The sequence below is a fragment of the Pseudorhodoferax sp. genome, from assembly GCF_047601025.1.
Classification (GTDB): Bacteria; Pseudomonadota; Gammaproteobacteria; order Burkholderiales; family Burkholderiaceae_C; genus Pseudorhodoferax.
The window spans coordinates 5,163,587-5,187,032 of sequence record NZ_JASGJZ010000001.1; the positions used below are offsets into that span (position 1 = coordinate 5,163,587).

At 63.8% G+C, this 23,446-nt stretch carries 19 protein-coding genes and 4 pseudogenes; 17 read left to right on the forward strand and 6 right to left on the reverse strand.

The genetic code is table 11. The annotated features are described in order from the left end of the window. Nucleotides 1-174 precede the first annotated feature (174 nt). From QM782_RS23815 to QM782_RS23870, 12 genes are all read left to right on the forward strand, one after another. Nucleotides 175-1,110 (forward strand): alpha/beta hydrolase, encoded by a 936-nt coding sequence (locus QM782_RS23815; protein ID WP_415205344.1) that lies wholly within the window; start codon nucleotides 175-177, stop codon nucleotides 1,108-1,110. Between the two features lie 50 nt (nucleotides 1,111-1,160). Beyond that, nucleotides 1,161-2,843, forward strand: a complete 1,683-nt coding sequence (locus tag QM782_RS23820) for a flavin-containing monooxygenase (protein WP_415205345.1) — start codon at nucleotides 1,161-1,163, stop codon at nucleotides 2,841-2,843. After that, the gene (locus QM782_RS23825; protein ID WP_415205346.1) at nucleotides 2,840-3,607 is read left to right on the forward strand and encodes an SDR family NAD(P)-dependent oxidoreductase; all 768 of its coding nucleotides are present in this window, start codon (nucleotides 2,840-2,842) and stop codon (nucleotides 3,605-3,607) included. The genes QM782_RS23820 and QM782_RS23825 overlap by 4 nt, the downstream gene beginning before the upstream one ends. 35 nt (nucleotides 3,608-3,642) lie before the next feature. After that, nucleotides 3,643-4,854 (forward strand): ABC transporter substrate-binding protein, encoded by a 1,212-nt coding sequence (locus tag QM782_RS23830; RefSeq protein ID WP_415205347.1) that lies wholly within the window; start codon nucleotides 3,643-3,645, stop codon nucleotides 4,852-4,854. A 23-nt stretch (nucleotides 4,855-4,877) separates the two neighbouring features. After that, nucleotides 4,878-5,651: an SDR family NAD(P)-dependent oxidoreductase gene (locus tag QM782_RS23835; protein ID WP_415205348.1), complete on the forward strand. Its 774-nt coding sequence runs from the start codon at nucleotides 4,878-4,880 to the stop codon at nucleotides 5,649-5,651. Nucleotides 5,652-5,681: 30 nt separating this feature from the next. Then, nucleotides 5,682-6,893, forward strand: coding sequence for an ABC transporter substrate-binding protein (locus tag QM782_RS23840; RefSeq protein WP_415205349.1), 1,212 nt, complete (start codon nucleotides 5,682-5,684; stop codon nucleotides 6,891-6,893). A gap of 21 nt (nucleotides 6,894-6,914) precedes the next feature. Further along, nucleotides 6,915-7,688, forward strand: coding sequence for an SDR family NAD(P)-dependent oxidoreductase (locus tag QM782_RS23845; RefSeq protein ID WP_415205350.1), 774 nt, complete (start codon nucleotides 6,915-6,917; stop codon nucleotides 7,686-7,688). Nucleotides 7,689-7,699: 11 nt separating this feature from the next. Next, complete coding sequence (locus QM782_RS23850) at nucleotides 7,700-9,052, forward strand: MmgE/PrpD family protein (RefSeq protein WP_415205351.1); 1,353 nt, start codon at nucleotides 7,700-7,702, stop codon at nucleotides 9,050-9,052. Nucleotides 9,053-9,141: 89 nt separating this feature from the next. Then, nucleotides 9,142-10,023, forward strand: a complete 882-nt coding sequence (locus tag QM782_RS23855) for a branched-chain amino acid ABC transporter permease (RefSeq protein WP_415205352.1) — start codon at nucleotides 9,142-9,144, stop codon at nucleotides 10,021-10,023. A 5-nt stretch (nucleotides 10,024-10,028) separates the two neighbouring features. Then, on the forward strand, nucleotides 10,029-10,985 hold the full coding sequence (locus QM782_RS23860) for a branched-chain amino acid ABC transporter permease (RefSeq protein ID WP_415205353.1): 957 nt from the start codon (nucleotides 10,029-10,031) through the stop codon (nucleotides 10,983-10,985). Further along, entirely contained in the window at nucleotides 10,985-11,758 is a 774-nt protein-coding gene (locus QM782_RS23865; protein WP_415205354.1) for an ABC transporter ATP-binding protein, read from the forward strand. Before QM782_RS23860 ends, QM782_RS23865 begins: the two co-directional genes overlap by 1 nt. Next, nucleotides 11,742-12,407, forward strand: a complete 666-nt coding sequence (locus tag QM782_RS23870; protein ID WP_415205355.1) for an ABC transporter ATP-binding protein — start codon at nucleotides 11,742-11,744, stop codon at nucleotides 12,405-12,407. The genes QM782_RS23865 and QM782_RS23870 overlap by 17 nt, the downstream gene beginning before the upstream one ends. A gap of 4 nt (nucleotides 12,408-12,411) precedes the next feature. On the opposite strand, the pseudogene QM782_RS23875 reads toward QM782_RS23870, so the two are convergent. Together QM782_RS23875 and QM782_RS23880 are read right to left on the reverse strand one after the other, a co-directional pair. After that, nucleotides 12,412-12,915 (reverse strand): annotated as a pseudogene (locus QM782_RS23875) (transposase); the annotation flags it as partial. Continuing rightward, nucleotides 12,903-13,718 (reverse strand): annotated as a pseudogene (locus tag QM782_RS23880) (radical SAM protein); the annotation flags it as partial. The pseudogenes QM782_RS23880 and QM782_RS23875, both read right to left, overlap by 13 nt. An 869-nt stretch (nucleotides 13,719-14,587) precedes the next feature. On the opposite strand from QM782_RS23880, the gene QM782_RS23885 reads away from it, so the two are divergent. After that, nucleotides 14,588-14,851: a hypothetical protein gene (locus QM782_RS23885; protein WP_415205356.1), complete on the forward strand. Its 264-nt coding sequence runs from the start codon at nucleotides 14,588-14,590 to the stop codon at nucleotides 14,849-14,851. A 248-nt stretch (nucleotides 14,852-15,099) separates the two neighbouring features. Here the strand turns inward: QM782_RS23885 and QM782_RS23890 are convergent, their stop codons facing one another. The 3 genes from QM782_RS23890 to QM782_RS23900 form a co-directional block, all read right to left on the reverse strand. Beyond that, nucleotides 15,100-15,906, reverse strand: coding sequence for a lipase family protein (locus QM782_RS23890; protein WP_415205357.1), 807 nt, complete (start codon nucleotides 15,904-15,906; stop codon nucleotides 15,100-15,102). Nucleotides 15,907-16,620: 714 nt separating this feature from the next. Next, nucleotides 16,621-17,100 (reverse strand): hypothetical protein, encoded by a 480-nt coding sequence (locus QM782_RS23895; RefSeq protein WP_415205358.1) that lies wholly within the window; start codon nucleotides 17,098-17,100, stop codon nucleotides 16,621-16,623. Nucleotides 17,101-17,458: 358 nt separating this feature from the next. Then, nucleotides 17,459-18,103, reverse strand: coding sequence for a type I restriction endonuclease (locus tag QM782_RS23900; RefSeq protein ID WP_415205359.1), 645 nt, complete (start codon nucleotides 18,101-18,103; stop codon nucleotides 17,459-17,461). 136 nt (nucleotides 18,104-18,239) lie between these two features. On the opposite strand from QM782_RS23900, the gene QM782_RS23905 reads away from it, so the two are divergent. The 3 genes and pseudogenes from QM782_RS23905 to QM782_RS23915 all read left to right on the forward strand — a co-directional run. Further along, entirely contained in the window at nucleotides 18,240-19,256 is a 1,017-nt protein-coding gene (locus QM782_RS23905) for an IS110 family transposase (RefSeq protein ID WP_415203953.1), read from the forward strand. A gap of 343 nt (nucleotides 19,257-19,599) precedes the next feature. Continuing rightward, nucleotides 19,600-20,049: pseudogene (locus tag QM782_RS23910) on the forward strand (IS110 family transposase); the annotation flags it as partial. 343 nt (nucleotides 20,050-20,392) lie between these two features. Further along, a pseudogene (locus tag QM782_RS23915) lies at nucleotides 20,393-20,842 on the forward strand (IS110 family transposase); the annotation flags it as partial. 413 nt (nucleotides 20,843-21,255) lie between these two features. Here the strand turns inward: QM782_RS23915 and QM782_RS23920 are convergent. Continuing rightward, entirely contained in the window at nucleotides 21,256-22,836 is a 1,581-nt protein-coding gene (locus QM782_RS23920; RefSeq protein ID WP_415205360.1) for a hypothetical protein, read from the reverse strand. Nucleotides 22,837-23,056: 220 nt separating this feature from the next. Between QM782_RS23920 and cutA the strand changes: the two genes are divergently transcribed. Continuing rightward, on the forward strand, nucleotides 23,057-23,374 hold the full coding sequence (gene cutA / locus QM782_RS23925) for a divalent-cation tolerance protein CutA (RefSeq protein ID WP_415205361.1): 318 nt from the start codon (nucleotides 23,057-23,059) through the stop codon (nucleotides 23,372-23,374). Nucleotides 23,375-23,446 lie beyond the last annotated feature (72 nt).

Sequence of the window (23,446 nt, forward strand, 5' to 3'; positions counted from 1 at the left end):
GGCCGGGCCAACCGTCCCGTACACCGAAGCAGCCTTCGGGCGCGTACCGCCTGCCCTGGCTGGTGAAAGCGGCATTTGCTTCAAAGTACGGGACGGCGCGTTCGACCCCATTGGCCCTGCAATGCCATGTGCCGGCTAATAGCAGCACAAGCCAATACTGCAGGAGACAAGCCCATGGGCCTCGACGCCGAGACACGTGCGTTCCTCGACAAGATCGCCGCCAACGCCACCAAGCCGCGCCACCTGATGACGCCGCAGGAAGCGCGCACGGCGTTCAGCGGCCTGCGCGGCATCCTCGCCCAGGGCCCGGAGATGCGCGAAGTGCGCGAACTGGCCATCCCGGTCGAGGATGGCGCGGCCCTGCCCTGCAGGCTCTTCGTCCCGAGTGCGGCGCCCAAGGCCCTGCTGGTGTATTTCCATGGCGGCGGCTGGGTCGTCGGCGGCCTGGAGGAGTTCGACGCGCTGTGCCGCGCCATCGCCCTGGATGCCGACGTGGCGGTGGCACTGGTCGAGTACCGCAAGGCGCCGGAGCATCCGTTTCCCGGCCCGGTGCACGATGCCCGCGAGGCCGTGGCCTGGCTGCACACCGCCCGCCGGGATCTGCTGGGCGCCGAGCTGCCGCTGCTCGTCGGCGGCGACAGCGCCGGCGCCAACCTCGCGATCGCGGTCACGCTGCTGGCGCGGGACAACGGCGGCCCCGCGCTGGCCGGCCAGTTGCTGGTCTACCCCGTCACCGATTGCCGATTCGACCGCCCGTCCTACGTGGCCCCGGACAACCAGCTGCTGACCAACCGCGACGCGATGCTGCGCTACTGGTCGCTGTACGCGCCCGAGACCTCGCAGCGGCTGTCCAGCCTGGCGTCGCCCTGCCGCGAGGCCGATCTGCACGGCCTGCCCGAGGCCATCGTCCTCACCGCCGAGCATGACGTGCTGCGCGACGAGGGCGAGGAATACGCCGATCGCCTGCGGGCGGCCGGCGTGCCCGTGCACCACTGGCGCGCGCCGGGACAGATGCATGGCTTCCTGATGATGCTGGGCGTCCTGCCCGGCAGCCGCGACGGCCTGCGCTTCGTCTGCGCGCAACTGCGCGAACTCGCCGCTCGGGCCTGAAGCCCGCGCTCTTCCTCCTTCCCTCTCTCTTTTCACTTCGAGGAGACATCATGAGTCAAGATCCCAAAGTCATCGACGCGGTCGTCGTCGGCGCCGGCTTCGCCGGGCTGTATGCCATCAAGCGCCTGCGCGACGCGGGCTTTTCGGTGCAGGCCTTCGAGGCTGGCGACGGCATCGGCGGCACGTGGTACTGGAACCACTACCCCGGCGCCCGCGTCGACCTGGAGTGCTGGGACTATTCGTACTCCTTCTCGCCCGAACTGCAGGACGAATGGGAGTGGAGCCACCGCTATCCCACGGCGCAGGAGCTGATGGCCTATCTGGAGCACGTGGCCGACCGCTTCAGGCTGCGCGAGCAGATCCAGTTCAACACCCGCGTGGACGCCGCCGAATTCATCGAGGCGGAGAACGTCTGGCTGGTGCGCACGTCGGACGGCAAGACCCTGAAGACGCGCTTCCTGGTACCGGCCACGGGCGGGCTGTCGGTGCCCAAGCCGCCGGAGATCCCGGGCATCGAGACCTTCAAGGGCGAGGCCTACCACACCGGCCGCTGGCCGCGCAAGGAGCCCACGTACGAGGGCAAGCGCATCGGCGTGATCGGCACCGGCTCGTCCGGCGTGCAGGTGATCCATACGCTGGCCGGCAAGTGCAAGCACCTCACGGTGTTCCAGCGCACGGCGGTGTTCGTCGTACCGTGCAAGAACCATCCGCTGACGCCCGAGATGCGCCAGCGCGCCCGCGCCACCTATGCAGAGCGCCGAGCCCTGAGCCGCATCACACGCTTCGGTATTCCGGCGGCCATGCCGAACGATTCTGCGCTGGACGCCACCCCCGAGGAGCGCAAGGCCAAGTTCGAGAACGCCTGGATCAACAGCCAGCTGCTGGGTTTCCGCCAGTGCTTCGGCGACATCCTGTCCAACACCGAGGCCAATGAACTGGTCGCGGAATTCATCCGCGACAAGATCCGCGAGACCGTCAAGGATCCCGAGACGGCCAAGAAGCTCCTGCCCTATGGCTTTCCATTCGGCACCAAGCGGCCCTGCCTGAGCGACACCTACTACAGCGTCTACAACCGCGACGACGTGTCACTGGTCGACCTGAAGTCCACCCCCATCGTGCGCGTCGTGCCCGAAGGCATCGAGACCACCGAGGGGCTGATCGAGCTCGACATGCTGATCTTCGCGACCGGCTACGACGCGCTGACCGGCGCGCTCACGCACATCGACGTGCACGGCATCGGCGGCCGCAAGCTCAACGACAAATGGGCCGAAGGCGCCAAAACCTACCTGGGGCTGATGACCGCAGGCTTTCCGAACCTGTTCACCGTCACCGGCCCCGGCAGCCCCGGCCCGCTGGCGAACATGTCCATGAGCATCGAGCAGCACGTGGACTGGATCGCCGACTGCATGGTCTACCTGCGTGCCCATGGCATCGACCGCATCGATGCCGACAAGGCATCCGAGGAGGCCTGGATGCAGCACGTGCAGGAAGTCGTGTCGCGCACGCTGTACGACAAGGCCCAGTCCTGGTACCGCGGCGCCAACGTGCCCGGCAAGCCGCAGATCTTCCTGCCCTACCTCGGTGGCCACGGCAACTACCGCAAGAAGTGCAACGACGTGGCCGAGGCAGGCTACGAAGGCTTCGTGCTCGCGCGCGGCAAGACCGCGGCGGCGCCTGCCCGCGGGGAGGCATCGCTGATGGCGGACGCGGGTCTTGCGGGAGGTGGCGTATGAGCACCGCGGGACGGCTGGCCGGCAAGACGGCCTATATCACGGGCGCCGGCGGCGGCATCGGCGGCGCGGCGGCACGGCTGTTCGCCCGCGAAGGAGCGCAGCTGGTGATTGCCGAGTTCAACGAGGAACTCGGCCGCGCCTGCGCCGACGCCATCGTCGCGGACGGCGGCAAGGCGTTCTACGTCCGCACCGACGTCACGAGCGAGGACAGCGTGCGGGACTCGATCGCCGCCGCCGTGGCGCACTGGGGCCGCATCGATGTGCTCTACAACAACGCCGGCGGCTCCACGTCGGTCGATGCACAGGTCACCGACTGCCCGGTCGACGAGTTCTGGCGCGCGATGCGGGTGGATCTGTTCGGCACCTGGGTGACCTGCAAGTACGGCATCGCGGCCATGCTGCAGACCGGGGGCGGTTCGGTGATCAACAGCTGCTCGGTGTTCGCGCTGGTCGGCACCCGCGGCAAGGATGCCTACACGGCGGCCAAGGGAGGCATCGCGGCCATCACGCGCTCCATGGCCGTGGAGTACGCGCCGCACCGCATCCGCGTCAATACGCTGGCGCCGGCGGTGACGCTGACGGACCGCGTCAAAGGGCTGCTGCACAAGCAGCCCGACCTGCTCAGCAAGACCTGCGAGCGCCAGTTGCTCGGCCTGACCGAGCCCGACGAGGTCGCGGCGATGGCGCTGTGGCTGGCCACGGACGAGTCGAGGACGGTGACGGGCCAGGTGATCGCCATCGATGGCGGCATGTCCGCCTCCTGATCCTCCCAGCAGATGCAATTTCCAAGGAAACACCCATGAACAAGCAGTTGATGACCCTGGCCCTGGCGGGTGCGGCAGCGACCGCCGTCCTGGCCCAGGGGCAACCCATCCGCATCGTCGGCTCGCTCGATCTGAGCGGCGGTGCCGCCGACGTGGGACGCGACGCCCTGGCCGGCACGCAGTACGCCATCGAGCAGCTCAACAAGAAGGGCGGCGTGCTCGGCAGGCCGCTGACGTTCGAGCACCAGGACGGCGGCAGCAACCCGCAGCGCTCGATCTCGCAGGCCAATGCCCTGCTGCAAGGCAACGCGGCACTGCTGATCTCGCCGCAATCGTCGGGCGGCACCATCGCCGTGAGCAAGGCCGTGACGGCCAAGCAGAAGGTGCCGACCTGCGTGGCCCAGTCCGTGGCCGACGAGATCACGATGAAGGACTTCAATCCCTACATCTTCTCGGTCACGCCCACCTCCTTCATGGAAGGCCGCGCCATGGCGGCGCGCTTCGCCAAGCTGCCCTACAAGCGCTACGCCTTGCTGAGCGCCGACTACGCCGGCGGGCGCGCGGGGGTGAACCGCTTCCGCGAGTTCCTCAAGGAAATGAATCCGCAGGCGGAGATCGTCGTCGAGGAATATCCCAAGTTCGGTGCCACCGACTACACGGCCTCAATCAACAAGATCCTGGCCGCCAAGCCCGACTACGTGTTCTCCATCCTGTTCGGCAACGATCTGCTGACCTTCTCCAAGCAGGCGAATTCGGTCGGCTTCTTCAAGCAGATGGACAACAAGTTCATGGCGCTGTACGACTTCAACACGCTGAAGGCCATGGGCGACAACGCGCCGGTCGGCACGGAAGGCTGGCAACGCGCGCCGGCGAACTACCTGGTCAAGCAGAGTGCGCAGGCCAAGGAGTTCATCGACGGCTACAAGGCCAAGAACGGCGGCTACCCCTCCGACTGGACCATCATGGCCTACGACTGCGTGATGACCTGGGCGCAGGCGGCCGGCGCAGCCAAGTCGGTCGAGCCCGCCGCAGTGATGAAGGCCATCGAAACCGGGCAGTTCGATTCCGCGCGCGGCAGCTACCGCTTCGCCGCCTACGACCACCAGGCCAGCGTGCCCACCTACTTCGGCAAGGTGGAACAGAGCAAGGAGTTCGGCCAGGCCGTGCTGTCGATCCAGGACTTCATCGCCGGTGATGCGGCGCGCCCCACCGAAGCCATGGTGCTCGCCACCCGCGGCGGCAAGTGAACCCGGCGCAAGGAGTGTCAACCATGGCCCCAGAAGCAGCAGGCAAGCGGGTCGCGCTCGTCACGGGCGCAGCCGTGGGCATCGGCGCCGCCATTGCGGCGCGGCTGGCTCGCGACGGCATGGCCGTGGTGGTGGCAGACATCGATACCCATGCAGCGGCGCAAACCGCCAGCCACCTGCGCGAGCAGGGAGCCCTGGCCACGGCGCAGGAACTGGATGTGCGGAACCCGGCCTCGGTCGCGGCGGCCTTCGCCGCGATCGCCCGGCAGTGGGGCCGTTGCGATGTCCTGGTGAACAACGCAGGCATCGCACGCACCCTTGCGTTCCTGGATACACCTCTTGACGACTGGCACGACACGCTGGCGGTCAACGTGACCGGCCCCTTGCTGTGCGGCCAGCACGCCGCGCGGATGATGCTGGAGCAGCGCTGGGGGCGCATCGTCAACATCGCATCGACCTCCGGGCTGAAGGCCAGCCCGGGCCGTACCAGCTACGGCACATCCAAGGCTGCGGTCATCGGCCTCACGCGGCAGATGGCCGTGGAACTGGCGCCCTTTGGCATCACCGCAAACGCGGTGGCGCCCGGGCCAGTGCACACACCGCTGACGGCAGGCCTGTACACCGACCAGATCCGCCAGGATCTTTGCCGCAACATTCCTTCGGGGCGCTTCAGCACGCCCGAGGAAATCGCAGCCGGTGTCAGCCTGCTCACCGGCGATGACGCGGCGCACATTACCGGCCAGACGCTGTCGGTCGATGGCGGCTTCGCCATTGCCGGCGTGCTGCAGATCGGATAACCGGTCGCCCCGGAGATCGAGGAGACATTCATGAGAAAGCAAATGATCGCGCTGGCCCTGGCGGGCATGGCATCCGCAGGCTCCCTGGCACAGGGACAGCCGATACGCATCGTCGGCTCGCTCGATCTGAGCGGCGGTGCCGCCGACGTGGGGCGCGACGCGCTGGTGGGCATCCAGTACGCGATCGAGCAGTTGAACAAGAAGGGGGGCGTGCTCGGCAGGCCACTGACGTTCGAGCACCAGGACGGCGGCAGCAACCCGCAGCGCTCGATCTCGCAGGCCAACGCCCTGCTGCAGGGCGGCGCAGCGCTGCTGATGTCGCCCCAGTCGTCGGGCAGCACCATGGCCGTCAGCAAGGCCGTGGCCGCCAAGCAGAAGGTGCCGATGTGCGTGTCCGTCTCCACCGCGGACGAGATCACGATGAAGGACTTCCATCCGTACGTGATTTCGGTCACGCCCAATTCGTTCATGGAAGGGCGCGCCATGGCGGCGTATTTCGCCAAGCTGCCCTACAAGCGCTATGCGGTGATGAGCGCGGACTATGCCGGCGGACGCACCCTGGTGGCCCGCTTCCGCGACTCTCTCAAGGAGATGAACCCGCAGGTGGAAATCGTGGCCGAGGAATATCCGAAGTTCGGCGCCACCGACTACACGGCCTCGATCAACAAGATCCTGGCCGCCAAGCCCGACTACGTGTTTTCCGTGCTGTTCGCATCCGACCTGCTGACCTTCTCCAAGCAGGCCAGCTCCATCGGCTTCTTCAAGCAGATCGACAACAAGTTCCTGGCGCTGTACGACTTCAACACCCTGAAGGCCATGGGCGCCAACGCACCGGTCGGCACGGAAGGCTGGCAACGCGCACCGGCGAACTATCTCAGTAAGCAGAGCGCGCAGGCCAAGGACTTCATCGACGGCTTCAAGGCCAAGAACGGCTCCTATCCATCGGACTGGACCATCATGACCTACGACTGCGTGATGACCTGGGCGCAGGCGGCCACCACGGCCAAAACCGTCGAACCCGATGCCGTGATGAAAGCCGTCGAGAACGGGACGTTCGAATCCGCGCGCGGCAGCTACCGTTTCGCCGCCTACGACCACCAGGCCGATGTACCGACCTATCTAGGCAAGGTGGAGCACAGCAAGGAATTCGGCCAGCCGGTGCTGGCGATCCAGGAAGTCATTCCCGGCTCGGCGGCACACCCCTCCGAAGAAGTGGTGCGTGCCATCCGTAGCGGCCGCTGACACACGAGCCCCGTACTTTCCATGAGTCATCCGGAAAAGACGAAAGTGGCGGTCGTCACCGGCGGCGCATCGGGCATCGGGCGGCGCACGGTCGAGAGGCTGCTGGCCGAGCAGTGGCAGGTCTGGGCACTGGACGTTTCGCAAGAACGGCTCGCCCGGATGGATCAGGAGCTGGGGGCTGGCGGGCACCTGCGGACGCTGGGTTGCGACGTCACCGACGAGGCCGGTGTGCAGCGGGCATTTGCCGCCATACGCAGCGCCACCGGCGGCATCGACGCGCTCGTCTGCAGTGCCGGCGCCATCCGGCCGGGGCCGCTGACCAGTCATTCGGCCGGCGACCTGGACCTGATGCTGGCGGTCAACGTCAAGGGCCCCTGGCTGTGCGTGCGCGAGGCCCTGCCGGCGCTGCGGCTGGGTGCGTCCGTCGAGGCCCCGGCGCGCATCGTGTTCGTAGGCTCGGTCACCGGCATGATGCCCAAGGCCGGCAGCGGCTTCTACGGCGCCACCAAGTCGGCGCTGCATGCGCTGGCCAGCGTGTTCGCCGTGGAGCTGGCGCCCTCCGGCATCACCGTCAACGTGGTCGCGCCCGGCACCGTGGACACCCCCATGCGCGATCAGGTGCTGAGCGCCAGCCGGGCCTCGGGCTACCAGACCTACGGCACCTCGCCGCTGGGCCGCATCGCCCGGCCGGACGACGTGGCCGGCGCCGTCCTCTACCTGCTCAGCGACGCTGCCCGCTATGTCAACGGCGCCGTGCTGCCCGTGGACGGCGGCAGCCGGGCCGCATTGAACTAAGGAGATTTTCCATGACCACTTTGTCGCGAAGGATCGCTGCCTTCACCTCCCGGCTGACCTGGGAAGACATTCCGGCCGCCGTGCAGGACAAGTGCAAGGCCAGCCTGCTGCACAACCTGGGCGTCGCGATCGCCGGCGGCCCGCTGGCCGTGGAGCCGCTGCGCTATGCCGAGGCGCTGCAGGAAGGCGGGCCGGGCGCTACGGCGCGGCTGCTCATCAGCGGCCGGCCGGCCACGCCGGACACCGCCGCGCTGGTCAACGGCGCGCTGATGCATGCGCGCGCGCAGGACGACGTCTACTTCCCCGGCCTGACGCACGCGGGCTCGGTGATGACGCCGGCCGCGCTGGCGCTGGCCGAGTCGCGGGGCATGGCCGGGCGCGACCTGCTGACCGCCATGGTGGCCGGCTACGAGGCCGCGGGCGCGCTGAGCCAGGGCTTCGCGATGCGCAACGCGCCGCGCGGCTTTCGGCCCACCAGCGTCTTCGGCGTGTTCGCTTCCACCGTGGCGGCGGCGCGCCTGCTGGGCCTGGACGAGGCCGCCACGACCGACGCCATCGGCATCGCCGCCAACCTGGCCGGCGGCACGGGCCAGGCCTGGGTGGCCGGCACGCAGGAATGGCAGCTGCAGATCGGCTTCGCCGCGCGCAACGGCGTGACGGCGGCCCGCCTGGCCGCGGCCGGCGTGCGCGGTGCACCCGATGCGCTGGAAGGCAAGGCGGGCTTCTACCAGGCGTTCTGCGGCGGCGCCGAGGGTGCAGCCGAGGCCGGGCGCGACCTGGGGCAGAACTGGCGCTCGCTGCAGGTGACCTACAAGCCCTTCGCGGTCTGCGCGATCCTGCAGATGCCCGTCACACAGGCGATCGCGCTGGCGCGGGAGCACGACCTGCGGCAGGAGGACATCCGCGCGGTGCGCCTGCGCCTGCCGCCGGTGGAGGCCGCCTATCCGGGCACCGATTCGCGCGGCCCCTATGCCGGCGTGGGTGCGACGCTGATGAGCGCGCAGTTCTGCCTGGCGATGGCGCTGACGCGCCGCGGCGCGCGCGGCGCGGACCTGCAGCGCCTGCAGGACCCTGAACTGCAACCGCTGATCGACCGCAGCAGCGTGGTGCCGGACGCCGGGCTGCGCACGCGCGGCTTCGTGCTGGAGGTCGATTGCGCGGACGGCCGCACGCTGCGGCGCGAATCCCAGGCCGAGGGCGAGCCCTTCGACTGGAGCGGCGAAGAGGTGGCGGCCAATCTGCGCGCCATGCGCGACGAGCTGCCGCTGAGCGCCGAGGCGCTGGAGCGCCTGGTCCGGACGGCGCTGCACGCGCAACAGCACAGCGCCGCCGACATCGTTTCCGCCTGCATGGCCGACGCCTGAGCGGCAGCCGGATCACCAGAACACGACAAGGAGGCATGCATGAAGACCATTGAATCACTCGACACGGGCCCGTGGCCGCAGGGGCGCGCATGAACTGGCAGCTGTTTTCCGCGCAGGTGCTGGCCGGCATCGCCAACGGCGCACTGTATTTCCTGGTCGCCTCGGGGCTGACGCTGCTGTGGGGCGCCTTGGGCGTCGTGAATCTGGCGCATGGCTCGTTCTTCATGCTGTCGGCCTTTGCCGGCGCGGTCTGCATCCAGGCCTGGGGCCCGGAGATCGGGCTGCCGCTGGCGCTGGTGCTGGTGCCGGTGGCGGCCGCGCTGTTCGGCGCCCTGCTGGAGATGAGCCTGTTCCGCCGCGTCTATGCGTCCGGCATGTGGGGGCAACTGCTAGTGTCCTTCGGGCTGGTGCTGCTGCTGAACAATGCCGCGCGCCTGATCTTCGGCACCGAGGCACGCTCGATGCCGCCGCCCAAGCTGCTGTCGGGCTTCATCGAAATGGGCGGCTTCCGGCTCGCGTCCTATCAGCTGGCGGTGCTGGCGGTCACGGCGCTGGTGGCCATCTATCTCTGGTACCTGCTGTCGCGCAGCCGCACCGGGCGGCTGATCCGCGCGGCGGTGGACGATCCGCAGATGCTGGGCGCCATCGGCGTGGACGTGCGGCGCCTGCGCACCATGGTGATGGGCATCGCCGCATTGCTGGCGGGCATCGCGGGCGTCATCGCAGTGCCGCGCGGGGCCATCAACCTGGGGCTGGACGTGCAGATCGTCGTCATCGCCTTCGCCGTCATCGTCGTCGGCGGCCTGGGGGCGGTGTGGGGCAGCCTGGCGGCGGCCATGATCATCGGCATCGCCGAGGCGGTGTCCACCATGTTTCTCGACCAGGGCAGCGAGGTGGTGATCTTCGCGGTGATGGTGCTGGTGCTGCTGGTTCGCCCGACCGGGCTGCGCACCATTGTCGGCAGGGAGTAGTCGCGATGGAACGATTTTCCGCTCGCCGCCTGGCGATCCTGCTGGCCGCGGGGCTGGCGCTGTGCCTGCTGCCGCTCGTCATTTCCGGGACGGTTCTGCCCGAGATCACGCGCATCGTGGTGCTGGCGGGCGTGGCCATGTGCCTGAACCTGCTGGTCGGCACCTCGGGCCTGATCTCGATGGGGCAAGGGCTGTTCCTGGGCTTCGGCGCCTACGCCGTGGCGCTGGGCACCCTGCGCTACGGCCTCAGCTACGGCCAGGCGGCACTGATCGCCATCGCGCTCTCGCTGCCGCTGTCGCTGCTCGTCGCCCTGATCTCGCTGCGGGCCCGGCATCTGTTCTTCGGGCTGCTGACCATGGCCATCGGCCAGGTGGCGTTCGTGCTGGTGTCGCGCAACTACGACCTGACCGGCGGCGACGACGGCCTGTTCGGCATCGATCCGCCGACCTGGGCGCAAAGCGACCTGGCGCAGCACTATCTCGCCGTGGCCGTGCTCATGGTGGTCAGCCTGATCCTGCTGCGCCTGCTCGCCTCGCCGTTCGGCGCCACGCTGGGCGCGATCCGCGACAACCCGGACCGCGTGGCGTCGCTGGGCGGCAACCCCAAGCTCTACGAGATCGCGGTCATGGTCATCGGCGGCGTGCTGACCACGGTGTTCGGCGTGGTCTGGGCCGCCACCGAGGGCGGCGTGGAACCCAGCCTGTTCTCCTGGGTCACCAGTGCGCTGCTGCTGATGATGGTGGCGCTGGGCGGACGCTCGATCTTCCTCGGGCCGCTGCTGGGCGTGCTGATCCTGGAGGTTTCCCGCGTCTACCTGCACAAGTACTCGTCCAACTCCGACCTGATCGTCGGGGCGCTGGTCATCATCTGCGCGGTGTTCTTCCCCGAAGGCGTAGGCCCGGCGTTCCAGGGCTTCATGCGCCGGTCCGGCGCAGGCAAGGCCGCGAAGGAGGCAGCGTGATGAGCGCCGCGCAGCAACAAGCCTCGACCTCCCTGGTGCTGAAGGCATCGGGGCTGAGAAAGTCCTTTGGCGGCTTCGTGGCGACCAATGGCGTGTCCTTCGAGGTGCACGCCGGCGAAGCCCTGGCCATCATCGGCCCCAACGGCGCCGGCAAGAGCACGCTGTTCGACCTGCTGACCGGGCGCAAGACGCCCGACGCCGGCACGGTCGAGCTGTTCGGCGAGCCGGTCACGCACCTGCCGCCATGGCAGCGCGTCAAGCGTGGCATCGGCCGCTCGTTCCAGGTCAGCAGCGTGTTCAAGTCCTACACCGCGCTGGAGAACGTGCAGATGGGCCTGATGGTGTCGTCGGGCCAGTCCTGGGGCCTGTTCGGCCGGGCCGCGAACACCCGGCGCGACGAGGCGCTGGCGGTGCTGGAGAAAGTGGGCCTGGTGCCCAAGCGCGACGTGCCGGCCGGCGACCTCTCCTATGGCGACCAGCGCACGCTGGAGCTGGCCGTGGCCTTGTCCACGCGCCCCCGGCTGCTGCTGCTGGACGAGCCCACGGCCGGCATGGGCCGCGAGGAGTCGCGCGAATGCCTGCGCCTGATCCGCGACATCGCGACCAGGGAGCGCCTGCCGATCGTGTTCGTCGAGCACGACATGGACGTCGTGTTCTCGTTCGCCAGCCGGGTCATGGTGCTGGTGGCGGGACAGGTGCTGGTGGACGACAAGCCGGAAGTGGTGCGCAGCGACGCCCGTGTGAAGGAGGCCTACTTTGGCGAAGACATCTGAGGAGATCCTGCGGGTTTCCCACCTGGACGCGGGCTACGGCCACGTGAAGGTCATCCGCGACGCGAACCTGTCGGTCGCGGCGGGCGAGGTGGTCGGCCTGGTCGGGCGCAACGGCGCGGGCAAAACCACCTTCCTGTCCAGCCTGATCGGCATGCTGCCCAGCAGCCGCGGCAGCATCCAGCTGTGCGGCCAGGAACTCGCCGGGCTGCCATCGCACGAGCGCGTGCGCCAGGGGCTGGTGATCTCGCCGTCCGGCGGCCGGCTGTTCAAGTCGCTGACGGTCGAGGAGAACCTGCTGCTCGGCATCGCCTCGGCCACGCCGGCGGACCTGGAGCCGGTGCTCGCGCTGTTCCCGGAACTGCAGAAGCTGCGCGGGCGCTACGCCGGCAAGCTGTCCGGCGGGGAACGCCAGATGGTGGCCATCGGCCGCGCGCTGGTACTCAAGCCCCGGCTGCTGCTGCTGGACGAGCCCAGCGAAGGCCTGGCGCCGATCGTGGTGCTGCGCGTGGCGGAAGCCATCAAGAGCCTGCAGCAGACCGGCATCGCCATGCTGGTGGCCGAGCAGAACCTGAAGTTCACCGACGCCGTCTGCAACCGCTGGTTCCAGATCGACAAGGGCGCGATCTCACCGGTCGCCAGCAGCCCATGAAGGATGACCAGTTTCGTGTCGTGCGCGACCAGCGCCGCGGGTTCTGCCGGCGAGCCCGGATGTACAGCGCATGACGCGCTTGGAAGATCTCTCGATCCTCGCCAGCATGGCGCTGGGCCGGACTGACGTAGCGGATGGCGCTGTGTCGGTGCTCGTGGTTGTACCAATGCACGAAGCGCATCGCCCAGGCGCGAGCTTCGTCGAGATCGGCGAAGCCCTGGGACGGGAACTCCGGCCGGTACTTGGCGGTGCGGAACACGCCTTCGACGAAGGCGTTGTCGTCGCTCACGCGCGCACGCGAGTAGGAAGGCTGGACGCCCAGCCAATGCAGCATCGCCAGCACCGTCGTGGCCTCGAGCGTGACGCCGTTGTCGCCGTGCAGCACCGGCTTGCGCGCCATCGCGTGAATGTCCTCGGCCAGCACCGCGCGCTTGACCAGGTGTGCGGCGTGCTCGGCATCGTCGCTGCCGTGGACCTCACAGCCCACGATCTTGCGGCTGAACATGTCCAGGTCAGGTCCGGCACCTGCTCCATGTCTTCCGTGACGAACGGGATCTGCGGCGCCACGCTGACGCCGACCGGCACGCCGGCATCCGCCAGCGCGCGGATCGTCCGCAGGCGCCGCTGCGGCGATGCGGCGCGCGGCTCCAGCGTGCGCGCGATGCCGGCGTCCAGCGTCGTCACGGTCACGTAGACGGCGGCCAGGCGCTGCGCGGCCATCGGCGCCAGCAGGTCCAGGTCGCGCTCCACCCCGCTGGACTTGGTGATCAGCGAGAACGGGTGCCGCGCCTCGTGCAGCACCTCGACCACGCCGCGCGTGATCCGCAGTTCGCGCTCCACCGGCTGGTAGCAGTCGGTCGCCACGCCGACCACGAGGCTGCGCGGCACATAGCGCGGCCGCGCCAGCTCGGCCTGCAGCACGGCGGCGATGTTGCGCTTGGCGATGATCCTGGTCTCGAAGTCCAGCCCCGGCGAGAGGTTCAGGTAGCTGTGCGTGGGCCGGGCGAAGCAGTAGATGCAGCCGTGCTCGCAGCCGCGGTAGGGATTGACCGACTGCTCGAAATAGATGTCGGGCGATTGCTGCCGGGTGATGGCGCTCCTGGCGTCCTCGAAGATCACCTCGGTCGGCACCGGCGCGCCCGCCGCGGCGCCCTGCTCCGCCAGCGCGCCCCAGCCGTCGTCGAACGCCTCGCGCGTGTCCCGCGCGAAGCGGTGCGCGAGGCGCGTGGCCGCGCCGCGGCCGCGCAGGGCAGACAGGGGGATCAGGGTGTGGGTGGCATGGGCGAACGATACTGTAATTCGATACAGCATCCAGCGCTCGACCCCGCAGTCCGGGCATGGCTGCGCCGAGACGCTCTGCATGTACCGGCTACCGCCCGCCACGCCCGCGAGGCCGCATGACAGGCCGATCCGGCCCAAGTGACTCAGCAACCTCGTGCCGGCCGTCGATGACCGGTACGGCGCGCAGCCGAAGAAATGGTGTGGGCGCCACCAGCCTGCTTCGACTTCAACGGCCGCATCAGCCCGTGGCCGGTGCAACGGAAAGAACGCGTCGGCGGGTAAAAAATCTGGAGTGGCACGGGCTTATTGGCCAGAGAGAACTAAATGTCATTAACGCATCGAAAGGAAAATCTCCACTCAAAAAATCCGCAAGACTACTAAAAATCACAGCACACCGAAGAGCCGCATGATCCGTCAAATCTCTTTTCTTCAGCAAGCCGCCAAGATTTACATACACATTTCCAGATGAAGTTTTTAGCGTTAGCTCGAAACCACCGGCGCCTCTAGCCGGACTTAGATACAAAACTCTATTCTTTCGATTTTCTTGGCTTCAAAGCTGAAAACTTCTTTCTGGAAGGATAGAGCCCCTGTCACTCCGCCGTTCCACTTAAGAACAAAGATAGGATTTTGGAATACAGGACTCTCCCAGTGCTGCAATATCGACTCCCCCATTGGAAGCGAGTGGGCTGAATAAATTTCAGTTTTTGAGAACTTCCGAATAGATTCTTTCATGGAATCATATAGAAATTGATTTGCAGAACAATCACCGTTCGATAAAAGTGCATACTTTATATCTGAATTCATAGACTCACGTCCGTACGAAAAAATTAGTTCCTAGCCGTTCCGGCCGTCGCGTAACCGCAAGCGTCGATATCGACAGGTTTGGTTGTGCCAAGAAAATGGCCGACCCATTCGATGGCAGCCTCTGCGCCGCCGACTCACTGGTGCAACTGAAGGAGCGCATCGACTGGCAGAAGGCCGTGGTGACGCTGGCCAACAAGAACGCGCGCATCTTGTGGGTAATCCTCACGCGATGGCGCGTTCGACCCCGACCATGTGCCCGCGATACCAGCGGCGCGGCAAAATCCGGCGCCGACCTGAAGAGTTGTTCTGAATTGGACGTGCGACAAGCAGATACCCACCACAGGTCAGACCGGCGGTAGGTGAGCTCGATAACCCTGGCGTGCTTCAAGCACGACGAGTGAATGGAGTCCTGTCGAGCGGTTCGTATCTGGGGCCTCGGACCTTCTGGCCGACACAAGCCCGCCTGTAGATATGCAGTCTGTCCTTTCGCGGTGGCTTCTGGCTTCATCGTGCGTCAGCGATCAATGAATGCGAATACCGTTGATCAGGAAGAAAGCCTATGAGGTGGTGTTGACGGAGTGGGAAGTCCCTGTAGCCGGGTTAGGCGTCAACGAGGAGCCGTGTCAAGAAGGTCCTTGGTGTACTTTTTGTACAACTTCATGCTATGGAAAGTAACGCAGAGTCTTCGAAACGGTGGTTCGTTCATGTGATCAACTACGTTTGCCGACCATCGCGCAGGTCTAGGTACATGCCAAGCATACTTGTACACAGTCCAAGGAATGAAAGCAAGTGAGAGGAGAAATCCGCCAAATCCCCTGATAGGAAATCGTCGTGCAACCAGTTCAAAAAGACCATTGGGGGGGATCTGAGGTACAGGATCTCCAGGGTGCTGGATGTGAATAAATCTAGACGCATGATGCTGCTCGAACGAGTTCACGAAAGTCTCATCACCAAGTCTCCCCGATCCAAATGTGACGAGATGGCCATTGTCTCGCCTGGAGGCATCGGTCTTGCACCAAGTGCGGTAGATCGCAAAGGCTACTGATGCGATAGCACCGCCCAAAGAATGTCCAGTGAATATTACTCTGTCATATTTGTTCAGGTCGCGTACCAGCGCGCCAAGGGGCCTTCCGGTTGGGCGGTCTGTCTTGAGAAAGAAGTCTTCTATGACGCCATTCTCCAAGTTGGCGACCAGAAATCCGACAAGCAGACTGACGCCCAAAGCTTGCGTCGCTGTGCCAAATGTTGGAAAGAAGCAGTTTAATATGAGCCATGCGAGAATTGGCCCAAAGAACACAATGATGTACTTGGTGAACTGTGCTAGTGCGGCCTCTCGACGAAACTCTCTTAGATTAAAAACTGGCTCCGTGCCATACCATAGCCAAGAGAAGGCGCGAATGAACCCCTGATGCATCGTGCCCTCGATGGGGAGTCGAAGCCTCCCTCCTTGAAACTCTCGCCCATTGCACTCGATTGAGTCGTCTACAATGTGTAGGGGTGTGAAGAAAGCCTGAAAATTGGTGAATATCCAGTTGCCAGGCTCGCTTGTTCCGCGTATCGCCACGTACGCTGTCTTGCATGATTCGTCTATGCGCGTGCAGGCAATTAAGTCTCCAACGAGTCGGAACTGCCTCACTGTCCTGATTTCATTAAACAGTTCGGCGTGCTTCGGGTTATAAGTGTCATCAGCAGCGCATGCAGCTGAATATATGCAGGATGCCGGTAGGCTAGCGTTCGGTTTCATAAACCTCTCGATGATTTTAGGTAGGCACTGTGTAGCCACTTGATGCCTAATTAGATTTAGACCCATCGATCCTAAGCACCCCCAGCGGCCCAAGTCAACGGCCAGAAGGCTTCAAGCTCTTGATTTTTCATCCATATTGATTACGCCATCGCCGATTTAGGACGGGCGGCCTCAAATCTGAAGTGCAACACCCCTTGAAGCTTCGCTTCTGTCACGCCGTCAGTCTACGAGGGCGGGCGGGGCAGTTTGTGCAACAAAGCCGTGCGTCTGCGATCAATGAACGCGAAGACCGTCTATCAGGGAGGAAAACCTATGCGCCGCTGTTGACAAAAGAGGAACTCCCCGTAGTAGAGCCAGAGAGCACGTAGGCACGTTCTCGCGCTATCACTTCTTCTTCACTGCTTCGCCGCCACCGGCCGTCGATTTGTGGTCCTGCTGAGTAAAATCCTTAGCGTCTACGCCGGGAACATTGGGATCCATGTTCGGCAGGTTGACGAGAGCATCTCGTATCACCTTCAGTTCATCTGCTCGCTCCTCGGCCGGAAGCAGATCGAGTGACACTATTCGATTGAGAATCGACTGGTGAGCAGCGGAGATCGATCGGTGGAATCGCCAACGCAAGCCGAACTGAAGAGCGCGGTCAATGCCTACCCAAATTGTTGCAAGGCCAGATAATAGCGGTGCCACCCAAAGAGGAATAGTTGGATCTTGGACGTTATTCACGGCACCGATGATAGTCGCAATGCCAGTGCACAACAGCGTAAAGACAACACCCCCGTTGTAGAGCCATCCGTCCACAGCTTGGCTAGTCCTGGAGCGCCTCAGGCCATCTCTCACCTCGGCTAGCACGACATCCGTCACCATTGCTCTCTCCTTGTTCGCAAATTGTCACTTTCGATTTTGATGGCTAACGCCCAATTTCAGCGGACGCCGAAGGCGGTCCGATGGAAAGACCCGTTAGGCTGCTCTCGTGCGGATGTATGGGGACAACTGAACGGTAGGGTCGTACAAAACCTTACTGATCTCAGTCAGTCGGATTGGCGCAAATTCTTCGTACGCCCCCTCCACGACGTCGCCAAGTTCGCCCGCACAGCTAAGTATGATCTTTCCGTCCAGTTGCATTTGGTACGGCGCGCGCCTCATCGCTGAATTAATAGGGCTGGAAATTTCTTGCGGAAGCTGAGACATCAATTCTCGAAAATGCGACCCGGTTAAATCAAGACTAACGACATTCAAGATCCCCTGCATTTGTCGTCGTGTTCACAACGTAGAGATCGTCCTCAGCCCTCATGATTGATTGCAAATGATGAAGAACTATGATTTGGATGGTGCCGGGCTTGACGCCAATCTTGAGCATTGCGAGCCCGTAGTCTGGCATGAACCCCTTTAGCTCCGGGTTGAGAAGAAACTTTGGATTCAAGGCCTCCTCAACGTCTTGCCAAGATTCTTCAATTTTGGCCATTTCAATTCGAAGAACAGGTTCCCATTCACTTACTGAGTACACGACTAACTCCCGGCCATTGCAGAGGGCGTACACGTCAACACGTACTTCTGGATGGATCGCGTAGCTATAGGCTTGTTCAACATGGTGGGAGCTTACGATCTGCTCCCTTGGTCCTTTCGCCTCAATAATTGCTGCAGGTTCGTCATCCACATAGAGCGTGTAATCCGGGACGATGCTGACTTGGTTCTTCCTCGACCCAATCATCACAAACGGATGAACGAGTGTCTTGCTTCGTTGCATGCGCACCGTTCCCGTGGCCTTGTAGCCCAGCCGCCGTAGAAGTGGCGCGATCAGGTCCTCGCGTACCGCATCTTCCTTGTAATCGGGTGAATCGAGAGCTGAGAAGTCGAAGTCTTCGTACATGGCAGAGGGTGGTTTGAGCGGCCTAACGAATGAAAGGGACTTCCCCGTCCCGAACCCGCCGCATTGCGGCAACCGGCAACTCAGTGCCACGATGGGAAGTGCGAACTCTCGTCAACTCGTTCGAAAGGGGAAGTCCATGGCCATCGTATGCGTCGGTATCGATCTCGCCAAGAATGTTTTTGCCGTGCACGGCGTCAACGAGGCCGGCCGGGCCGAGTTGGTCCGGCCGAGCGTGGCGCGCGAGAAACTGCACGAGCTGCTCGCCGCCTTGCCGCCGTGCGTGATCGGCATGGAGGCCTGCTCGGGTGCGCACCATTGGGCGCGGCTGTTCACCGCCAGCGGCCACACCGTGCGCCTGATCGCACCGAAGTTCGTCACGCCCTACCGCATGAGCGGGCGGCGCGGCAAGAACGACGCGGCCGACGCCGCGGCGATCTGCGAGGCGGTGCAGCGCCCGCACATGCGTTTCGTGCCGATCAAGAACCTGGCGCAGCAGTCCCAACTGATGCTGCACCGTGCCCGCCAGGGATTCGTCGAACAACGCACGGCCACGCTCAACCGCATCCGCGGCCTGCTCTCGGAGTTCGGCATCGTGCTGCCGCTCAAAGCCGCCACCGTGCGCCGGCGTGCCTGCGAATGCCTGGAGGATCTGCCCGGTTGGGCCAGCACCATCGTGGGCGACCTGCTCAGCGAAGTCAGCCGGCTCGATGAGCGCATCGCGCAGTACGACCAACATATCCGCCAGGAGGCCCGCCAGGACGCGCGCGCCCAGCGGCTGATGCGCCTTCGCGGCGTGGGCGAGACCACCGCTACCTGTTTGCTGGCCATGGTCGGCAACGGCCACGAGTTCGAGTGCGGCCGTCAGTTGGCCGCCTGGCTGGGCCTGGTGCCCGGGCAGTACAGTTCCGGCGGAAAAGCCCGGCTGGGACGCATCACCAAGGCCGGTGACCCGTACCTGCGCAGCTTGTTGGTCATGGGCGCCAGGGCGGTGCTGGCCACGGCGAAGAACCAGCCCGATCCGGTCAGCCGCTGGGCGCTGGCGTTGCAGGAACGACGCGGCTATTGGAAAGCCGTGGTGGCCATCGCGGCCAAGAATGCGCGCATGGCCTGGGCGGTGCTCAGGCGCGGCGAGGACTTTGCGATGCCGGCCTGAGCGACCTGCCCAATGCCGTGCACCAATTGAGGATTCGAAATTGACCGCCGCGTGACGGCAAGCGTTGATGGCAACAGGTTTGGACCTGCGCGGGAAGTGACCGATAAGCTCTAGGGCGGCCTCACCGTCGCCGGCTAACGAATGGGTCTCTCGCGTGCGTCCTTCATCAGGGTCCGCAGCCATTGAACGGCTGCATCGATGACCGGTTGTAGTCTGGCCAGTCCGCACCTTGTTGACCTCAACTCTTTTGCAACGCTCGGCAGTCAGTTAATCAGGAAGATCCAATGTCCCACTGCGTGGGACGCATGGATGTTGGCTTGACAGATGGGGAAGCCCTTGTAGGCTCGATGAGCGCATCGCGCAGTACGACCAACATATCCGCCAGGAGGCCCGCCAGGACGCGCGCGCCCAGCGGCTGATGCGCCTTCGCGGCGTGGGCGAGACCACCGCTACCTGTTTGCTGGCCATGGTCGGCAACGGCCACGAGTTCGAGTGCGGCCGTCAGTTGGCCGCCTGGCTGGGCCTGGTGCCCGGGCAGTACAGTTCCGGCGGAAAAGCCCGGCTGGGACGCATCACCAAGGCCGGTGACCCGTACCTGCGCAGCTTGTTGGTCATGGGCGCCAGGGCGGTGCTGGCCACGGCGAAGAACCAGCCCGATCCGGTCAGCCGCTGGGCGCTGGCGTTGCAGGAACGACGCGGCTATTGGAAAGCCGTGGTGGCCATCGCGGCCAAGAATGCGCGCATGGCCTGGGCGGTGCTCAGGCGCGGCGAGGACTTTGCGATGCCGGCCTGAGCGACCTGCCCAATGCCGTGCACCAATTGAGGATTCGAAATTGACCGCCGCGTGACGGCAAGCGTTGATGGCAACAGGTTTGGACCTGCGCGGGAAGTGACCGATAAGCTCTAGGGCGGCCTCACCGTCGCCGGCTAACGAATGGGTCTCTCGCGTGCGTCCTTCATCAGGGTCCGCAGCCATTGAACGGCTGCATCGATGACCGGTTGTAGTCTGGCCAGTCCGCACCTTGTTGACCTCAACTCTTTTGCAACGCTCGGCAGTCAGTTAATCAGGAAGATCCAATGTCCCACTGCGTGGGACGCATGGATGTTGGCTTGACAGATGGGGAAGCCCTTGTAGGCTCGATGAGCGCATCGCGCAGTACGACCAACATATCCGCCAGGAGGCCCGCCAGGACGCGCGCGCCCAGCGGCTGATGCGCCTTCGCGGCGTGGGCGAGACCACCGCTACCTGTTTGCTGGCCATGGTCGGCAACGGCCACGAGTTCGAGTGCGGCCGTCAGTTGGCCGCCTGGCTGGGCCTGGTGCCCGGGCAGTACAGTTCCGGCGGAAAAGCCCGGCTGGGACGCATCACCAAGGCCGGTGACCCGTACCTGCGCAGCTTGTTGGTCATGGGCGCCAGGGCGGTGCTGGCCACGGCGAAGAACCAGCCCGATCCGGTCAGCCGCTGGGCGCTGGCGTTGCAGGAACGACGCGGCTATTGGAAAGCCGTGGTGGCCATCGCGGCCAAGAATGCGCGCATGGCCTGGGCGGTGCTCAGGCGCGGCGAGGACTTTGCGATGCCGGCCTGAGCGACCTGCCCAATGCCGTGCACCAATTGAGGATTCGAAATTGACCGCCGCGTGACGGCAAGCGTTGATGGCAACAGGTTTGGACCTGCGCGGGAAGTGACCGATAAGCTCTAGGGCGGCCTCACCGTCGCCGGCTAACGAATGGGTCTCTCGCGTGCGTCCTTCATCAGGGTCCGCAGCCATTGAACGGCTGCATCGATGACCGGTTGTAGTCTGGCCAGTCCGCACCTTGTTGACCTCAACTCTTTTGCAACGCTCGGCAGTCAGTTAATCAGGAAGATCCAATGTCCCACTGCGTGGGACGCATGGATGTTGGCTTGACAGATGGGGAAGCCCTTGTAGGAGTTCAGCGGCCGCCGGAGGCGGTCCGCTGGAACGACAGGTTGGGCGTCTGCTCGAGAGGAAGCTGCGCTTCAATTTGAAGCCCTCAGTGAACGCAAGCCCGACGTGCAAAACATTGTTCCCTTTGAATCAACGATCCCAAAATGTACTTGTTCCGGGAATGGCGCTGATTTGAGCTTCGTGGACAAAGCATCGTAATACTCGTCGCACGAACTAACTTGATCACGACCCTCATTTAAATAGATACGTATGTCTCCCTTATCGTCCGGGCTATAGACAACCCGGGAGATTGTTTTAGCTTGGGGCATGCCCCCCCAAACCGCAACCGGCAGCTGAGGAAAGTACTTCGCATTCAAGCTTCCTCTATCAGCTCCGGCGCGAGGAACAAATAGTCGCAGGCTTAGCAACTGCTCACCTTGAAGGATGTTTGAGAGCTCTTTTGCACGATATTTCAGCTTGAAGCTTGATGACTTGTCTGTGGCCACTCTAATGAGAAAGTGATCTGTTGCACCAGGCTTCACCTCTTGAGAGACAGGTACAGATGCGACGTAGTTGCTCTTTCCGGCGCACAAAAACAGATCATATTCGGCCGACGGTGGAGCGGGGGCGCCCGGGCCCGGATTAAACTGAGACACTAAGGTTCTGAATCTAAATACTTCTGGAGCAGAAGAGTTCGGACGCATGTAGGTTAGAGTGCCAATCGCGCAGATTAAAGGTTCGTTATTCAAGGCGGCAGGGACGTACTGCGATACTGAAACGTTCTCTTCTTCTGCTATCTGGTTCAGTTTCAATTCGGCCGGTGCGCCCGTCAACTCTTTGGAACCGCCGCAGGCGTCCTGAGTTGAATCACCGAAGCGCCACATAAATACGATGTCTCTAGCGGGGATAGACGGCTTTCGCCAGCCCTGGATTGTCAACCTCGGCTCCCGCATTTCTCCCCAGCCTTCGTTCACGAACAAGATATGGCTCACGTTGTAGAAGTTCTCGTGAATCAGTGGAACGGGGTGTTCATCTATTTTGCTGTCCGTAACCTCGAAGTCGATCCCAGATATAAACAGGGTAGACTTCGAGTTGTTTACGACTTTGATCGACAGTTCAGGAAAGTTCCACTCGAATGGCTCTCTCCAATACTGAAACCCATGAACCTCCCTATTTGCTTCGAGATTGGCGAGATAGGGCATTGTTGGCTGAATCGAAATCGATTGATCGGCAGCTAGATTCGTTTCATAACGCAGAACATTGATTTCGGCTGCCGAGTCTTTCCCACCGGTCGTGTTCTCGGTAAACAGGGTGACGCCGGAGGAAGCCTTCTTGCTCGGATCTTCCGGCGCGAAAACATACGCGATGAGACCAAGCAAGGTGACGCAAAAGCACAGAGCGAGGAAGCCAATAAAGTAATATGTTGTGGTCCTGCTCTTAAGCCACTGCTCTGGCGTTAGACCACTCGGAGGTGACACGTGGCCCATTTCTGCTTGCAGTGCGGCTAGCCTTTGACTTGCAGGGAGTTTTTCCAATGCATCGAGCAGATTCTTGTTTCGCTTCACACGTAAACCGAGCACAAGCCAAGCTGTGATCAGAAGAACATAAGCAATGAAGGCATATGGGCTTGCGGCTACCACAGGAAGAGCTTTTAAGAAGGCTTCGAAGTCCATTGCGTCAGTTCTCCTCAAGGATGCCAGTCAGCAGCACTTCCAGACGCCCAACTAGATTTAGACCCATCGATCCTAAGCACCCCCAGCGGCCCAAGTCAACGGCCAGCAGGCTTCAAGCTCTTGATTTTTCATCCATCTTGATTACGCCTTCGCCGATTTAGGACGCCTAAAATTTCGCGGATAAATGTGCCCCTCGCCAGCAGCTTTTCCCGCCGTCACCATGCCCGCCACCCACGCCGTCTTCACCACCCTCCCCGACCTGCCCGCCGCCCGCGCCCTGGCCCGCACGCTGGTCGAGCGCCGCCTGGCCGCGTGCGTGCAGCTGTCGGCGATCGAGAGCTTCTACCGCTGGGAGGGCGCCGTGCAGCACGAGCCCGAGGTGCGCCTGGTCTGCAAGACCAGTGCCGCCGGCGTGGCCGCGCTGCAGCAGGCCATCGTGGCGCTGCACCCCTACGCGCTGCCGGCGGTCTACGCGCTGCAGCTCGACGGTGTGCACCCGCCGTATGCCCAATGGGTGGCCGACGAAACCGCGCCCTGAGCCCGCTGCAAAGGTCCATGCCCGCGAGGGAAACGCCAAAGGAACGTACACGATCCATCGATAAAATTGATC

Excerpts from the sequence above, each read along its gene's own strand:
- QM782_RS23920 (WP_415205360.1), bottom strand. The coding sequence starts at position 22,836 with ATGGACTTCGAAGCCTTCTTAAAAGCTCTTCCTGTGGTAGCCGCAAGC.
- QM782_RS23885 (WP_415205356.1), top strand. The coding sequence starts at position 14,588 with ATGGCCGACCCATTCGATGGCAGCCTCTGCGCCGCCGACTCACTGGTG.
- QM782_RS23820 (WP_415205345.1), top strand. The coding sequence starts at position 1,161 with ATGAGTCAAGATCCCAAAGTCATCGACGCGGTCGTCGTCGGCGCCGGC.
- QM782_RS23865 (WP_415205354.1), top strand. The coding sequence starts at position 10,985 with ATGAGCGCCGCGCAGCAACAAGCCTCGACCTCCCTGGTGCTGAAGGCA.
- QM782_RS23840 (WP_415205349.1), top strand. The coding sequence starts at position 5,682 with ATGAGAAAGCAAATGATCGCGCTGGCCCTGGCGGGCATGGCATCCGCA.
- QM782_RS23815 (WP_415205344.1), top strand. The coding sequence starts at position 175 with ATGGGCCTCGACGCCGAGACACGTGCGTTCCTCGACAAGATCGCCGCC.
- QM782_RS23835 (WP_415205348.1), top strand. The coding sequence starts at position 4,878 with ATGGCCCCAGAAGCAGCAGGCAAGCGGGTCGCGCTCGTCACGGGCGCA.
- cutA (WP_415205361.1), top strand. The coding sequence starts at position 23,057 with ATGCCCGCCACCCACGCCGTCTTCACCACCCTCCCCGACCTGCCCGCC.
- QM782_RS23845 (WP_415205350.1), top strand. The coding sequence starts at position 6,915 with ATGAGTCATCCGGAAAAGACGAAAGTGGCGGTCGTCACCGGCGGCGCA.
- QM782_RS23855 (WP_415205352.1), top strand. The coding sequence starts at position 9,142 with ATGAACTGGCAGCTGTTTTCCGCGCAGGTGCTGGCCGGCATCGCCAAC.
- QM782_RS23830 (WP_415205347.1), top strand. The coding sequence starts at position 3,643 with ATGAACAAGCAGTTGATGACCCTGGCCCTGGCGGGTGCGGCAGCGACC.
- QM782_RS23825 (WP_415205346.1), top strand. The coding sequence starts at position 2,840 with ATGAGCACCGCGGGACGGCTGGCCGGCAAGACGGCCTATATCACGGGC.
- QM782_RS23895 (WP_415205358.1), bottom strand. The coding sequence starts at position 17,100 with ATGGTGACGGATGTCGTGCTAGCCGAGGTGAGAGATGGCCTGAGGCGC.
- QM782_RS23900 (WP_415205359.1), bottom strand. The coding sequence starts at position 18,103 with ATGTACGAAGACTTCGACTTCTCAGCTCTCGATTCACCCGATTACAAG.
- QM782_RS23905 (WP_415203953.1), top strand. The coding sequence starts at position 18,240 with ATGGCCATCGTATGCGTCGGTATCGATCTCGCCAAGAATGTTTTTGCC.
- QM782_RS23890 (WP_415205357.1), bottom strand. The coding sequence starts at position 15,906 with ATGCATCAGGGGTTCATTCGCGCCTTCTCTTGGCTATGGTATGGCACG.
- QM782_RS23860 (WP_415205353.1), top strand. The coding sequence starts at position 10,029 with ATGGAACGATTTTCCGCTCGCCGCCTGGCGATCCTGCTGGCCGCGGGG.
- QM782_RS23850 (WP_415205351.1), top strand. The coding sequence starts at position 7,700 with ATGACCACTTTGTCGCGAAGGATCGCTGCCTTCACCTCCCGGCTGACC.